The organism is Methylocystis rosea SV97, from assembly GCF_000372845.1.
Lineage (GTDB): Bacteria > Pseudomonadota > Alphaproteobacteria > Rhizobiales > Beijerinckiaceae > Methylocystis > Methylocystis rosea.
Genome location: NZ_KB889963.1, coordinates 942792 through 956650, shown reverse-complemented (window position 1 = coordinate 956650; position 13859 = coordinate 942792). Strand labels below are relative to the sequence as shown.

General features: G+C 60.6%; 12 protein-coding genes. 1 reads left to right on the top strand and 11 read right to left on the bottom strand.

What is annotated here, in order from left to right; genetic code table 11:
• Positions 1-19: 19 nt before the first annotated feature.
• The 5 genes from nifN to nifH form a co-directional block, all read right to left on the bottom strand.
• On the bottom strand, positions 20-1396 hold the full coding sequence (gene nifN, locus A3OO_RS0105110) for a nitrogenase iron-molybdenum cofactor biosynthesis protein NifN (RefSeq protein ID WP_018406760.1): 1377 nt from the start codon (positions 1394-1396) through the stop codon (positions 20-22).
• A 4-nt stretch (positions 1397-1400) separates the two neighbouring features.
• On the bottom strand, positions 1401-3071 hold the full coding sequence (gene nifE, locus A3OO_RS0105105) for a nitrogenase iron-molybdenum cofactor biosynthesis protein NifE (protein ID WP_018406759.1): 1671 nt from the start codon (positions 3069-3071) through the stop codon (positions 1401-1403).
• An 80-nt stretch (positions 3072-3151) separates the two neighbouring features.
• Positions 3152-4711 carry a nitrogenase molybdenum-iron protein subunit beta gene (nifK, locus tag A3OO_RS0105100; protein ID WP_026222703.1) on the bottom strand — a complete coding sequence of 520 codons (1560 nt, stop codon included), beginning with the start codon at positions 4709-4711 and terminating at the stop codon, positions 3152-3154.
• Between the two features lie 66 nt (positions 4712-4777).
• On the bottom strand, positions 4778-6280 hold the full coding sequence (gene nifD / locus A3OO_RS0105095) for a nitrogenase molybdenum-iron protein alpha chain (RefSeq protein WP_018406757.1): 1503 nt from the start codon (positions 6278-6280) through the stop codon (positions 4778-4780).
• Positions 6281-6358: 78 nt separating this feature from the next.
• On the bottom strand, positions 6359-7246 hold the full coding sequence (gene nifH / locus A3OO_RS0105090; protein WP_018406756.1) for a nitrogenase iron protein: 888 nt from the start codon (positions 7244-7246) through the stop codon (positions 6359-6361).
• A 508-nt stretch (positions 7247-7754) separates the two neighbouring features.
• On the opposite strand from nifH, the gene ygfZ reads away from it, so the two are divergent.
• A complete protein-coding gene (ygfZ, locus tag A3OO_RS0105080; protein ID WP_018406754.1) occupies positions 7755-8591 on the top strand; it encodes a CAF17-like 4Fe-4S cluster assembly/insertion protein YgfZ in 837 nt (278 codons plus the stop codon).
• A gap of 63 nt (positions 8592-8654) precedes the next feature.
• Here ygfZ and A3OO_RS0105075 read toward each other — a convergent pair whose 3' ends face one another.
• The 6 genes from A3OO_RS0105075 to sufD form a co-directional block, all read right to left on the bottom strand.
• On the bottom strand, positions 8655-9413 hold the full coding sequence (locus A3OO_RS0105075) for a 4Fe4S-binding leucine-rich repeat protein (protein ID WP_026222702.1): 759 nt from the start codon (positions 9411-9413) through the stop codon (positions 8655-8657).
• Positions 9403-9936 carry a tetratricopeptide repeat protein gene (locus A3OO_RS0105070; RefSeq protein ID WP_018406752.1) on the bottom strand — a complete coding sequence of 178 codons (534 nt, stop codon included), beginning with the start codon at positions 9934-9936 and terminating at the stop codon, positions 9403-9405. Before A3OO_RS0105070 ends, A3OO_RS0105075 begins: the two co-directional genes overlap by 11 nt.
• Before the next feature lie 11 nt (positions 9937-9947).
• Positions 9948-10286 (bottom strand): HesB/IscA family protein, encoded by a 339-nt coding sequence (locus tag A3OO_RS0105065; protein ID WP_018406751.1) that lies wholly within the window; start codon positions 10284-10286, stop codon positions 9948-9950.
• Positions 10287-10296: 10 nt separating this feature from the next.
• Entirely contained in the window at positions 10297-10521 is a 225-nt protein-coding gene (locus A3OO_RS0105060; RefSeq protein WP_018406750.1) for a 4Fe-4S binding protein, read from the bottom strand.
• Between the two features lie 34 nt (positions 10522-10555).
• Complete coding sequence (gene nifB / locus A3OO_RS0105055) at positions 10556-12067, bottom strand: nitrogenase cofactor biosynthesis protein NifB (protein ID WP_018406749.1); 1512 nt, start codon at positions 12065-12067, stop codon at positions 10556-10558.
• Positions 12068-12538: 471 nt separating this feature from the next.
• A complete protein-coding gene (gene sufD / locus A3OO_RS0105050) occupies positions 12539-13858 on the bottom strand; it encodes a Fe-S cluster assembly protein SufD (RefSeq protein WP_018406748.1) in 1320 nt (439 codons plus the stop codon).
• Position 13859: the final 1 nt, after the last annotated feature.

Here is a 13859-nt window from a genome sequence, read left to right as displayed (position 1 = left end):
AGCGCCTCCTTTTTCGCCCCTAGTGCGAGGTTGCGGCGTGTGACGGGCCGACGCCATCGCGCCAGCTGTCAGGTGTCGGTTCGTGGTTGTCTTCGTGATCGGCCATCAACAGATTGCTGATGTCAAAGATCAAATCGCGACCGCCGCGATAGCCGACCATCAACTGATGCCCGCCGCCGAGGCGGTCGAACATCGGAATACCCATGCGAAAGAAGGGAATCTTCAAGCGAGAGGCCGCTTGCCTGCCGTGCGAATGGGTGACCATCAGATCGCAGTCCTTGGCCTTCGCCAAATTCTCGAGGTCTTCGAGATCGCCGATCAGCACCTCTTCGGTCGGCAGTCGTTCGAGCACCGGCGATTGCGTGGTCGTCACCGCGACAAGAAGTTGCGCGCCCATTTCGGTCAGCAGACCGCCGATCTCGTTGAGCAGATCCGGTTCGGCGCCGACCGCAAGTTTGCGGCCGCCAATGTGGAAATGACCGTCCAGCATCGCGTCGACAAGCTGGCCGCGCTGGCGACGATATTTCATCGGCGCCGGGCGGCCGCTGATGTCCGTCAGGAACGCCATGAGCGCGTCATTGGCCTCAAGCCCGCAAAGCCGCTCGAACATCCGGAACGGAACGCCGGTCTTCTTTTGCATGGCTTCGGCGGCCCGCCGCATTTGCGCGCCAATGGCAATCGTCCAGCCGGCCTGACCCATCATCGAAATTTCTTCGACGCCGACGCCGCCGATCGTCGTCGGGGTGAAATCATCCGGTATGTGGCCGTCAAGCGAACCGGCGAGATCGGGCAGGAAAGTCGGCTCCAAGCCGAAATCCTCGATGATCGTGCGCAATTCATCGAGGTCGCCCGGCGTCAGATGGCAGCCTGGCAGCACATTGATTTTTGTCGGATCGCGGCGTGAGGCGCTCTTTGGCGCCTCGACCATCGTTTCGACGATGCGCGTCACCGTCTTTTCCCAGCCATCCTGGAAGGCGTCTTTAAAGTCAGGCGTCGACACATAGACGATCGGCAGATGCGCGACCGCCGCGTTCTTCTCGCGAATGAGCTTGATGTAGCCGTCGACGTCGTCGCCCTTCGTCTCGGTGACCCCCGTCGAGCAAATGCCGATGATCTCGGGCTTCGTTCGGTTGTAGATGTTGAGCACCGCTTGCTCGACATTGTCGTAACCGCCGAGGACCGTCGCGACTTCGCTCATCGCGGTCGTCTGCATCGGAATGGCTTCTTTGAAGTGCCGTGTGAACAGCACCAGGCCAAAAGACGTGCAGCCTTGCGAGCCATGCAGGAGCGGCATGGCGCCCCGCAAGCCCATGAAGGCCAAGGCGCCGCCGATCGGCTGGCTCATCTTGAGCGGATTGACCGAGCAGGCCTTCTTGCTGACGGAGACGGTCGCCATTGCGTTACTCCGCCGCGATCGCGTGAGAGGCCGAGACCATCTGCGCGAGAATTTCCTCGATGCGCACGGCGCAGGCGCCGCAGCCGCCAGAGGCGTTCGTCTTCTCGCGCACGCCCTCGACCGTCGAGAGATTGTTCGCGAGGATCGCATCCTCGATCACCCCGAGTTCGACGCTCTTGCAATTGCAGATCTTTTTCGCGCGGCGAGCCTCTTCCGCCTTCACGGGATCGGCGGCGAGCGCCGCCGCCTCGGCTTCCGCCTGCGCCATCGCGCGGCTTTGCCAATTTTCTCCGGCCTTTTCCCAAGGCGCCGGCTTGCGCACCTGCGCCCAAACGGGATTGTAAAGCGCCTTGTCGATCTCTTCGACGAGCTTCACCATGCCGACATAGCCCATATAGGCGTGATGTCGCTCCTGGTTGATGTCGAGCCAGGGCATCGAGGCTTTCAGCGCGATGAACTGCGAGCGGCCGCCCGAGAGCATGATGTCGGCGCGCGCATCCTTGAGCATCTTGTACATTTCGCGCGGCGTCATATCCTCGATCATATGGGCGTCCTGGCCCATCAGCTCCTTGATGCGCTCCTTGTCTTCCTTCGTCGACTTCTTGACGGACGTGCCGACAAGTTCGAGACCCGCCTCTTGCAGCGCGGCGACGACCGACCAGGATTTGACCCCGCCGGTGATCAGCAGCACCTTTTTGCCTTCGAAGCGCGGCTTGTATTTGGCGATCGCCGCCCAGGCCTTGGCCTCTTCCCGCGCGATCAGCGCCTCGGTTCGATCCATCAATTCAGCGGGCGCGCCGCGTTCGATCAGCATGCGCGCGATCTCGCGCAGCGAGTCGCTGCTATCCTCGATGCCGTAGAAGGAGCCTTCGAAGAAGGGGATGCCGTAGCGCTCCTCCATCTTGCGCGCAACATTGATCATCGCCTTGGAGCACACCATCATCGCGGCCTTGGCGCGATGTGAGGAGGCGACCTCCTTATATTTTCCGTCGCCGGAGATGCAGGCCATGATGCGAATGCCGAGCTCGTCGAGCAGCGGCTTCACCTGCCACAATTCTCCGGACAGATTGTATTCGCCAATGATATTGAGGTCGTAGGGCGTCGTATACTCCGGCTCTTCCGTGCCGATCACATGTTGCAGCAGCGCCTCGCCCGCAAGCTTGTTGCCGAGATTTTTCGGCCCCACGAAGCCCGGGGAGTTGATCGGAATGACCGGCTTGTTGAATTTCTCGCGCGCCGCTTTGCATACAGCGTCGATATCATCGCCGATCATCGCGGGAACGCAGGTCTGATAGACGAAGATCGCGGGCGGATCGTATTTTTCGATGATCTCGCGGATGGATTTGAACAGCCGCTTCTCGCCGCCGAAGACCACGTCGGTCTCGTTGATGTCGGTCGTGAAGCCGGTGCGCCACAGATTGGAGCCGGAAGACTTCGCGCCGCGATTGTCCCAGCTATTGCCCTCGCAGGCGATCGGGCCATGCACGAGGTGGGCGACGTCCGTGAGTGGTTGAAGGGCGATCTTGGCGCCATCGAAGGCGCAACCGCCAGCCGCGCCGCCGGGCTGCAATTGCTTGGTGCACCCCTTCTTGCGTTCGGCTTCTGATTTGTTCGCGTTCTTACCGCAGCCCGGCTCGTTGAAAACGTCCTGGATCGTGGCCGAAAGCGAACTCATGCCTCTTCTCCTTCACGTTGCGACAGCGTTACTGCGAGCAAGTTGTGGCTCCCGCCGCTCGGGGCGGGAGCCACATCGTCTTAGCGGATGATGTCGAAGCTATAGTCGCTCTTCGCCGGCACGTTGGTGGTGGCGTCGATCGATTCGAAAATGCGATCGAGCACCCACACCAGAACGTTCAAGCCGCCCTGATAGCCCCACACTGGATAGCGGTGATGGTGATGGCGATCGAAGATCGGGAAGCCGATGCGGATCAGCGGCGTGCCGGTGTCGCGCTCGAGATATTTCCCGTAGGTGTTGCCGATCAGGAAATCCACCGGCTCGGTGAACAGCAGCGAACGCATATGCCAAAGATCTTTGCCGGCATAGACGTGGCAATTCTGGCCGAACGGCGAGGAGTCGAACAGCGCCTGCACTTTTGCCGCCCAAGCCTTGCCGCCATTCGTGGCGAGCACGTGCGTCGGTTCGGCCCCAAGCTCCAGCAGGAACCCGGCGAGGCCGAGGCACAGATCCGGATCGCCGTAGATCGCGAATTTCTTGCCGTGAATGTGGGCGCTTGAATCGGCCACAGCGTCAACAAGACGACCACGCTCGCGCGCCAGCTCTTCAGGGATCGGCTTGCCGGTGATGCGCGACAGGGTCATGAGAAACTTGTCGGTCGCCGAGACGCCAATCGGGTGATTGAAGGCGGCGACTTCCTGTCCATGCGCGGCGATCAGCGGCAGCGTCTTCTCGGTGCAATATTCCTGCATCGAGATCGTCGCCTTGGCGTTGATCGCATCGGCAGCCTCTTCCAGCGTCGTGCCGCCGTCATACATGCGGAACTCGCCGTCCGTCGGCGTGTCGAAGACTTCGCTGTTGTCGGCGAGGATTGTGTAGTCGATGCCCATCAAGCCGAAGATGCGCTTGACTTCGCGCATGTTGCCAACCGTGTAGCCGTCGAAGCCGCCGATGAAGTTGATCTTGTCATTCGGCTTGCGCTCGAGCTTGGCCGTCGTGCCGGCCTTGCCGTCCCAGAAGTGCTCGATGATGCCCTTCAGCGCATTGTCGTAGCCGGTGACGTGGCTGCCAACGAAGGCCGGAGTGTGAGCGAAGGGAACGTCGTATTCCGCCGGAACCGAGCCCTTTTCCTTCGAGGTCTTGATGAAGGCGTTCAGATCGTCGCCGATGACTTCCGCCATGCAGGTGGTCGAGACGGCGATCATCTTCGGCTTGTACATGTTGTAGGTGTTGGCCAGGCCGTCGATCATGTTGTTGAGGCCGCCGAACACCGCCGCGTCCTCCGTCATCGACGAGGACACGCAGGAGCTCGGCTCCTTGAAGTGTCTCGACAGATGGCTGCGGTAATAGGCGACGCAGCCCTGCGATCCATGAACGAAGGGAATCGTTTGCTCGAAACCGACGGCGGCGAAGACCGCGCCGAGCGGCTGGCAGGCCTTGGCCGGATTGACCGTCAACGCCTCACGAGCGAAGTTCTTCTCGCGATATTCGGGGGTCTTGGCCCATTCCCGCACGCGTTCCACCTCGGCCGGATCGCGCGGGTTTTCGAACATCTTCTTCTTGTTCGCCAGCATCTGCTGGTACTCGGGACCTCTGAAGAGGTCGAAATGGTCTAGGACGTGTTCTGCGCTCTGCGGCATGGTCGAACCCTCGCGTCATGCATTGGGGGGAGCCGGCGCGCGCCTTCGCGACGCGCCGGCGCTGATTTATTCCGCGGCCTGGAGCAGCGGCAGTTCCTCGGTCTTCCAAGGCGCCTTGGTCATTTTCCAGACCGGCGAGTTGATCGCCATGTCCATGTCCCGCGCGAAGATCGCGAAACCGTCATAGCCATGGTAGGGGCCCGAATAGTCCCAGCTGTGCATCTGGCGGAAAGGCACGCCCATCTTTTGGAAGACGTATTTTTCCTTGATGCCGGAGCCGACGAGATCGGGCTGGATCTTCTCGACGAATTTTTCGAATTCGTAGCCGGTCACGTCGTCGTAGATCAGCGTTCCGTCCTTAACGTAATGCTGGGCGGTGCGCTGATAGTCGTCGTTGTGGCCGAACTCATAGCCCGTGCCGACGACTTCCATGCCGAGGTCTTCGTAAGCGCCGATCACGTGACGCGGGCGGAGGCCGCCGACGAACAGCATGACCGTCTTGCCTTCCAGACGCGGACGGTATTTGGCGATCACCGCGTCCATCAGGGGCTGATATTTCGCGATGACCTGCTCGGCGCCTTCCTTGATCTTGTCGTCGAAATAGCTGGCGATCTTGCGCAGCGATTCGGCGATCTTGCTCGGGCCGAAGAAGTTATATTCGCACCACGGAATACCGTACTTCTCTTCCATGTGGCGCGAAATGTAGTTCATCGAACGGTAGCAATGCAGAACGTTCAGCTTCGCCTTCGGCGTCGCTTCCAGTTCGGCGAGGCTGCCGTCGCCCGACCATTGCGCGATCACGCGCAGGCCCATTTCCTCAAGCAGGATGCGCGACGACCAGGCGTCGCCGCCGATGTTGTAGTCGCCGATGATGGCGACGTCATAAGGCGTCGGCTCGAAACGCGGCGCGGCGTCGGGAGCAATCTTGTCAAACACCCAATCACGGATCGCGTCGTTGGCGATGTGATGGCCGAGCGACTGAGAAACGCCGCGGAAGCCTTCGCAACGCACCGGGACGATGGTCTTGCCGTCATATTCCTTCGACTTGGCCTTCGACACCGCTTCGATATCGTCGCCAATGAGGCCGATCGGGCATTCCGACTGAACGGTGATGCCGTTGTTCAGCGGGAACAGCTCCTGGATCTCGTCCATGATCTTCGCGAGCTTCTTATCGCCGCCGAAGACGATATCCTTCTCTTGGAAGTCGGACGTGAACTGCATCGTGACGAAAGTGTCGATGCCGGTCGTGCCGATGTAATAGTTACGGCGCGCCGCCCAGGAATATTGGCCGCAGCCCACCGGGCCATGGCTGATGTGGATCATGTCCTTGATCGGGCCCCAGACAACGCCCTTCGAGCCGGCGTAAGCGCAGCCGCGAATGGTCATCACGCCGGGGATCGACTTGATGTTCGACTTCACGCCGCAATCCGGCTTGCCTTCCTGATGCACGTTGAGGTGCTTGGCGCGGCGCTTGGCGGTCTTCTCGGGATAAACCTTCAGAACTTCTTCGATGAGCGCTTTGTTGCGGTCCTTGATCTCCGCAACGCTCAATGTGGGCGAAACACTCATTTGATGTCTCCTTTAATGCTTTCTGGATTTCAGCTCGACCTCCCGCGTGCGGGAGGTCGACGCTCATGCGTTGACGGGTTAGGCGATCGCCTGGAGTTCGGCTGCGGTCTTGCCGATCTGGCTCTCATCGACCGCCTTCATGATGCCGTGCTCCATCAGCATGTCTTCGAGCTCGTCCATCGTGATCGGCGTCGGAATGATGCCCTTGCCCTGGTTGGCGTGGATCTTCACCGCGAGATTGCGGTAATGATTCGCCTGCTCGGACTGCGGCGCATATTCCAGAACCGTCATGCGGCGCAGCTCCGCGTGCTGCACGATATTGTCGCGCGGCACGAAGTAGATCAGCGTCGTGCCGAGCTTCTTCGCCAGAGCTTCCGCAAGCTCGAGCTCCTTGTCGGTCTGACGCTCGTTGCAGACCAGACCGCCCAGGCGCACGCCGCCGGAATTGGCATATTTCAAAATGCCCTTGGAGATGTTGTTGCCGGCATACATCGCCATCATCTCGCCGGACATGACGATGTAGATTTCCTGCGCCTTGTTCTCGCGGATCGGCATGGCGAAGCCGCCGCAGACCACGTCGCCGAGCACGTCGTAGGACACATAGTCGATGTCTTCGTACGCGCCGTTTTCCTCGAGGAAGTTGATCGAGGTGATGACGCCGCGGCCCGCGCAGCCAACTCCAGGCTCCGGTCCGCCCGACTCGACGCAACGAATGTTGAGATAGCCGACCTTCATCACTTCTTCGATTTCGAGATCCTCGACGCTGCCTGCATTGGCGGCGAGGCTCAGGATGGTGTCCTGCGCCTTGGCGTGCAGGATGAGGCGCGTCGAGTCAGCCTTCGGATCGCAGCCGACGATCAAAATGCGATGACCCATCTCAGCCAGAGCGGCGAGCGTGTTCTGGGACGTCGTCGACTTGCCGATGCCCCCTTTGCCATAAAATGCGATTTGCCGTAGTGACGACATGTCTATCTCCTCTTGGGCCCCTACTCATTGCCGCAGCTCTCTCGCGGCGCCTTGCTTCGCTGCCGAGTTAGAGAAGGACTCCCAGTAAGAGGTTCTCTGCGACGGCCCTCGATTCTGTCGAGCCGGTCCCTCTTTCGCAATGTCCATGCCAGCGCTTGCGGAGTGCGACCGCCGAATGAACATGGCTTTGAATCAATCATTTGTGAATGAGCGACGACCGGTTGTTCGATGTCAAAAAGCTAACAACCATGTGATGTGGGCGACAAAGTTATTGCCGACGCGGTCGAAAGTTTTTGGGCGCTTTTTCGCCGCGCACGGGTGGTTTTGAAAGGTCCGCTTCCTTGGAAGAGGCGGCGGCGCGATGGCGAGCCCGGTGCGTGACGCACGCCGCGCTTTCCGGCATGGATTGCAGCCATGGCAGGATCATTGCTTTCAGAATCGATCCGGCGAGTCGCGCGCTTACGACAAACCGCGGCGGCTTACAGACGCGGTTGGAGCATAAGACACAATGTCAGCAGTCATCAGCCTCCAGGATCGCGGCATCGTCCAAATTGCCGGGGCCGACGCGACGAAATTCTTGCATAATCTCGTCACCAACGACATCTCCAAGCTCGTCCCGGGCGAAGCCCGCTTCTGCGCGCTGCTGGCGCCGCAGGGAAAGATATTGGTCGACTTCCTTGTCTTTGTGGAAGGCGACGGCGAAATGCGCCGCTATTTACTTGATTGCCCGAGCAGCTTGGAGCCGGATCTCCTGCGCCGTCTCGGCATGTACAAATTGCGCGCGTCGGTGAGCGTCACATCCAAAAGCGACGAATTCGCAGCCTTCGCCGTTCTCGGGGAGGCGCGACCGGAAATTCCTGCGCTGGCGATGGCGCGGGACCCGCGCTCCGAGACGCTCGGCTGGCGTTTGATCGCGCCGCGCGGCGCGAAGGTGGAAGACGCTCGCGAAGATTATGAAGCGGCGCGCATCGCCGCCGGCGTTCCGCAAGGCGGGGTTGATTTCGCCTATGGCGCCGCATTTCCGCACGAAGCGAACATGGACCTGCTCGCCGGCGTCGATTTCACCAAGGGGTGCTATATCGGCCAGGAAGTGGTCTCACGCACGAAACATCGCAACCTCGTGCGCAAGCGCGTGACGCCTTACCACGTGGACGGCGAGGCTCCGGCGCCCGGAACAAAAGTCATGGCGGGCGAGATCGAAATCGGCGTGGTCGGCTCACACAGCGGCGATAGGGGCCTCGCGTTGATCCGCCTGGACAGGCTTGCCGACGCTTTGGCGGCCGGAACAGTCCTGACTGCTGGCGGCGCGTCTTTGGATTTCGTCGTGGGGCGGGCTGCGAGTTGAAGCCGGCTTAAGGCTGATGCGGCGACGCGGCGGCGCCAATGGCGCAACGTCGTCGGCAGGCTTTCATCCCTTCAATGCCTCGCCCGCGAGACGTTCGCGGGCGGCCTCCGCGACGAGCGGATCGCTGTCGTTGATCAAATGTCCGATTTCATCCACGTTCAGTCTCGTCGCGACGTAATGGCGCACGCGCCAATCGACGTCATCTCTCAAATCCAACAATTGTTCCGGCGTCAGCCTTTGCGCCGCCTCAAGGCGCACATCGGCGTTCGAATCTCGACACACGCGCCCGAGCCACTGGGCGTCGATCCGTTGCGCGACAATACGCCGGACTTCCACTTCCGGATCATCGAACATCATCACCAGCAGCGCCGGCGCCACCTTCCGCGCGATCACGATCCGCACGTAATAATCCTCATCCTGCATCATCGGCAGAAGGTCTGGATCATCAAGCAGAGTGGCGACGCGGATGCGCACCTCGCGATGCGGATCGTTGCGCAATTCGCATTGATAACGCGCAGGCAATCGGCGCACCGCTTCCCAGCGCACGGTTTCATCGGGATCCGACAATAAGCGCGGCAAGAGAAACGGATTGGCGAATTTCGCCGCTATGGCGCGCACTTCGAAATGGGGATGCGCGAGATAGCCGTCGGCGAGTTCGGGATTCCAATTGAAGAAGCGATCGATGCGCCGCGCATATCGGTCGTGCACGCAGGCTTTGCGCAATTCGCACCGCCCCGCGGCCAGCAGGTCCCGATGCGCGCAGTTCGCACAATCGATATCCAGACCGCGCCAGTCGCGCGCTTCGTCGATCTCACGCGTCATCGTCAAAGCCGATTCTGTCTAGAACGCCAAGAAGAACCTTGGCGCCGATCTTGTCCGTTGGGTCGAGCTCGAGAAGCTTGGCGATGGCGACCCGGCTTTCGTCGAACTCGCCAAGGCGCATCTGCAAATAGGCGTAGCCCTTCAACGTAAAGAGAAAGAAGCGCGGCAGAATTTCGTCGTAGCGGTCAAAAACCGCGTCCTGCGCCGAGGCGCGTCGCCAGTCCCGCGGCATGTTGTTTTCGCGCGCCGCTTTTTCGAGACAGCGATTGGCGATCTCCAATGCTTCTCGCAATCTGCCTTTGTAAAAGTAAAAGCGATAGAAGCCGATCAGCACCGCCGCGTGATCCGGGGCCCATTGCTGGGCCTGGCGTAAGTAACGCTCAGCCGTTTCAGAGTCAGCGTAGGTTTCGCTGGCGAGATGGAGAAATTCTTCGGCCTCCGATGGCAGGCCCTCGCCAAGCAGCGCCCCGGCGAGAAGTTCCTTCTCGTCGGGGCTTAGAGTGGCGTGCTCGCCATTCACCATGACGCGCGCCTTTAATGCACATGCTCCATGACGGGCCCGCCGGTGCTCTTGCACGATCCCGTGTTCTTTGGATCGTGAAAGACGAGCCCCCCGCTTGAAGAGGAATCGGCGAAGTCAATCGTGACGCCATCAAGCAGCAGGCGGCTTTCGGCCGGCAGGAAAAACTTCACGCCTTCGACGATGAACTCCTGATCGCCGGCGCGCGGCGCGGCTTCGACGTCAAACAGCGCGCTGAGCCCGGAGCACCCGCCCGGCGACACCATCAAGCGAAAGCCTCCGCCTGGGTTGGCGCTGAACTGAATCATTCGCCGGATGAATTTTTGTGCGGCCGGCGTAAGCGTAAATTTCATTGCGGCCTCCTCAAGCCGGTGCTTGGTAACGGGGATAGGCGTTGTCGATCACGCAGGTGTTGTCGACCGGACAGACCGCCGCGCACTGCGGCGCGTCGAAATGGCCGATGCACTCCGTGCATTTCTTCGGATCGATGACGAATGTGCCGTTCTTCTCGGTGATCGCCACATTCGGGCATTCCGGCTCGCAGGCCGAACAACTCGTGCACTGCGAGGAAATGATCTTAAGCGTCATGTCTTGCTCCCTAGCTGGTTCCTTGACGCATGTCTCAAGCCGCGTTGATGAGCGCGCCCTGTCGGATTTCGGCGTCGCCGCGCTCCTGATGTTCGATTTCGCCGCTGTTCACCTTGTCGAGATAGGCCTTGAACCAGGCGATCGCCGACTTCTCGATGAACTCATGGGCGAATTGATCGACGGGCTCGATCCCGGCCTTGATCAGGTCGTTCTTCGGGCAACCGCCGATCTTCGCGACGAACACCGCATGGCAGTCGTTGATGGCGCGGATAACCGTCTCCAGACTGTCCTCGTCGCCATATCCGCCCTGGCAGTAGAGATCGACGCGGCGATGTCCGACGAATTTCGCGCCCGAGGTCGAGAGTTCGTAAACCTGGAACTCTTTGGCGTGACCGAAATGTTCGTTGATGAGGCCCGAACCCTTCGTCGCCACCGCGATCAACAACTTGATGTCGCTCGCCGCGCCGGCCAACGTCGCCAGCTCTTCCTGTTTCGCGGCCACCTTGGCGACGCGCTCTTCTTCGACCTTCTCTTGATAGGCCTTGCGGGACTCAAGATCGTAGTCGACCTCCATCGCCATGATCTTTTCGGTCGTGAACTCAGCGCTGCGATCTTCGCCGAGCAGGCCGACCGCGTCGGCGCGGCACTGGCGACAGTGGCGCATCATGTTCATCTCGCCTTCACAGCTGTCCTGCAGCGCCTTCAGCTCTTGCGCCGACGGACCGCGCTGACCGTTAAGGCCAAACACCGTGCCGTGCTCCGGAGCCGAGATCAGCGGCATGATGTTGTGCAGGAACGCGCCGCGAGATTTGACGGCCTTGTTCACTTCGACGAGGTGCTTGTCGTTGACCCCCGGGATCATCACCGAATTCACCTTGCACAGAATGCCGCGCTCGGTGAGCATTTCCAGGCCCTGCAGCTGGCGGTCGGTGAGAAGCTTCGCCGCTTCGACGCCGGTGTAGCGCTTATGCTTCCAGAACACCCAAGGATAGATCTTCGCGCCGACTTCCGGATCGACCATGTTGATGGTGATCGTGACGTGATCGACGTTGTAACCAGCGATCGTGTCGACGTGATCCGGCAACGCCAGGCCATTTGTCGACAGGCAGAGCTTGATATCCGGCGCGGTGCGCGAGATCAGATCGAATGTCTTGAAGGTTTTTTCTGGATTGGCGAGTGGATCGCCCGGGCCGGCGATGCCCAAAACCGTCATTTGCGGAATGGTGGAGGCGACGGCCAAAACTTTCTTCGCGGCCTGCTCCGGGGTCAGCTTCTCGCTGACGACGCCGGGGCGCGATTCATTGGCGCAATCATATTTGCGGTTGCAATAGTTGCACTGGATGTTGCAAGCGGGCGCGACGGCGACATGCATGCGCGCATAATGGTGGTGCGCCTCTTCGCTGTAGCAGGGGTGGTTCTTGACCTTCTCCCAAATCTCCGTCGGGAGGTCGCCCTCACCGGCGCCCGAACCGCAGCTCGCCTTTCCGCTGCCGCCCGACGTGCCGCACCCCTTGTGCTCGGCGATCTTCTGCATCACGTCGCCCATGGCGACCGCCGCGTTCACCCCTTCAGCTGCCTCCGCCGTTCCAACATCCAGAGACGTCATGGCTTTGCTTCCTTCTGTCGCTGCAAAGTCGTCTTTGCCGACTCTCGGCTGAGACGGAGCGATGCATCAGTTTGCCGGAGGGATCGCAACAACCATGCCAGCGCCTGAACTAACATTTTACGTTATATTTCAAAGCTGTATGGCGATCCAACAATGTAAATATTCAAACACGTCCCTACAATCCGTGTGACGACACTTGTTACAGATTCAACATCGTCGACAGGTTCGGCGACGCAGGGCGGCTCATCCGCTCGGACGAGCGTCTGCCGCATTATCCATGTCGAGGCATTTTCGCCGACGCCGCGTTGTCGAGGTCGACTCGCGGCTACCGTGGATTTTTACGTTCAAATCGGAACGTCACGACGAAACCGCGCGACGTCATATGATGCGTCGTTCACAGGTTTGGAATCTTTATCGCGTTCTCAGCCGCTCGGAAACGAGGCCGGTGAGAGCCTCTCGCAGGCTGCGATTCGCCACGACGTCGATCACTTCCCCGACGAAGGCTTCCGTCAGCAGCGATTGGGCTTCCGCCTGGGGAATCCCCCGCGCCATCAAATAGAAAATCAAGTTCTCGTCCAAAGCACCGACGGTCGACCCATGCGCGCATTGCACGTCGTCAGCAAAGATTTCTAGCTCAGGCTTACAGTTGGCCTGCGCCCCTTCGGACAATAATAGCGTGCGGGCCATCATGCGCGCATCGGTCTTTTGCGCGCCGGGCCGAACCAGGATCTTCCCCTGAAACACCGCCTGCGACGAGTCATCCAGCACGGATTTGAACAGCGCCTTGCTTTCCGAACGTTCCGCCGCATGATCGAGGAACAAGGTCGCGTCGGCGTGCTCCTTGCCCTTCAATATGTTGGCCCCGCGCAGGCCGGCATGGGCGCCCTGCCCGTTAATGTTGATGAAGGACTGGTTGCGCAACACGGCTCCGCCGAGATTGAACCCGAAATCGCTCAGCTGGGCATCGGCGGCGAGTGAGGCGACGAATGTCGAGACATGCATGGCGGCGGCGCCTTCGCGACTGATCTTGAGTCGCTCGAGGGACGCGCCCTCTTCCAGCACAATTTCGGTCGCGGCGTTCACATGGTATTCCTGCGCCGTTTCGCCCTCAAAGCTCTCGATCAGAGTCGCCCGCGCGCCTTTTTCCACGATGACAAGCGAGCGCAGGAAATAGGTCGCCGGCTGCGCGCCCGCCACGAAAACCAATTGTATCGGCCTGTCCACGCATACGCCGGCGCCGACCCGAATAACGACGCCTTCGCCCATGAAGGCGGTGTTGAGCGCAAAGGCCGGATCGTCGACCTCGCCCACATTCCCGATCTGTGCCGTCGTCCCGGCGTCGCCCTTGGCTAAGGCCTCCGACAGCGACACGACGCTCAACCCTGCTTCCAAATCGCCAAGATCGGAAAGCTCCGGGACGAAATAGCCGCCGACGAAGACGAGCCGCCGCGCCGCGACGCCCTCAAGAACTGCCGCACTCCGCGCGCTTTCCTTCGCGCTATCTTCCGGCGGCGCCGCCAGGGGCTTCACGTCGCGCAGCAGGGCGCGCAAATCCGTGTATTTCCACGCCTCGTCGCGTCGGTTGGGGAGGCCGGTCTTCGAAAACGCGTCGAAGGCGGCGGTGCGCAGCTTCGCAAGCTGCGGCGCGCCATCGCTTTGCTGCATGGCGAAGATTTCCGCCAGCCGAGCCTCGGCGTCGGTGAGTTTGCGAGTGGTCGGTGCGTTGCCCATG

Coding starts and splice junctions, on each gene's coding strand:
- nifN (WP_018406760.1), bottom strand. CDS start 1,396: ATGGCGACCGTCTCCGTCAGCAAGAAGGCCTGCTCGGTCAATCCGCTC.
- nifE (WP_018406759.1), bottom strand. CDS start 3,071: ATGAGTTCGCTTTCGGCCACGATCCAGGACGTTTTCAACGAGCCGGGC.
- nifK (WP_026222703.1), bottom strand. CDS start 4,711: ATGCCGCAGAGCGCAGAACACGTCCTAGACCATTTCGACCTCTTCAGA.
- nifD (WP_018406757.1), bottom strand. CDS start 6,280: ATGAGTGTTTCGCCCACATTGAGCGTTGCGGAGATCAAGGACCGCAAC.
- nifH (WP_018406756.1), bottom strand. CDS start 7,246: ATGTCGTCACTACGGCAAATCGCATTTTATGGCAAAGGGGGCATCGGC.
- ygfZ (WP_018406754.1), top strand. CDS start 7,755: ATGTCAGCAGTCATCAGCCTCCAGGATCGCGGCATCGTCCAAATTGCC.
- A3OO_RS0105075 (WP_026222702.1), bottom strand. CDS start 9,413: ATGACGCGTGAGATCGACGAAGCGCGCGACTGGCGCGGTCTGGATATC.
- A3OO_RS0105070 (WP_018406752.1), bottom strand. CDS start 9,936: ATGGTGAATGGCGAGCACGCCACTCTAAGCCCCGACGAGAAGGAACTT.
- A3OO_RS0105065 (WP_018406751.1), bottom strand. CDS start 10,286: ATGAAATTTACGCTTACGCCGGCCGCACAAAAATTCATCCGGCGAATG.
- A3OO_RS0105060 (WP_018406750.1), bottom strand. CDS start 10,521: ATGACGCTTAAGATCATTTCCTCGCAGTGCACGAGTTGTTCGGCCTGC.
- nifB (WP_018406749.1), bottom strand. CDS start 12,067: ATGGGCGACGTGATGCAGAAGATCGCCGAGCACAAGGGGTGCGGCACG.
- sufD (WP_018406748.1), bottom strand. CDS start 13,858: ATGGGCAACGCACCGACCACTCGCAAACTCACCGACGCCGAGGCTCGG.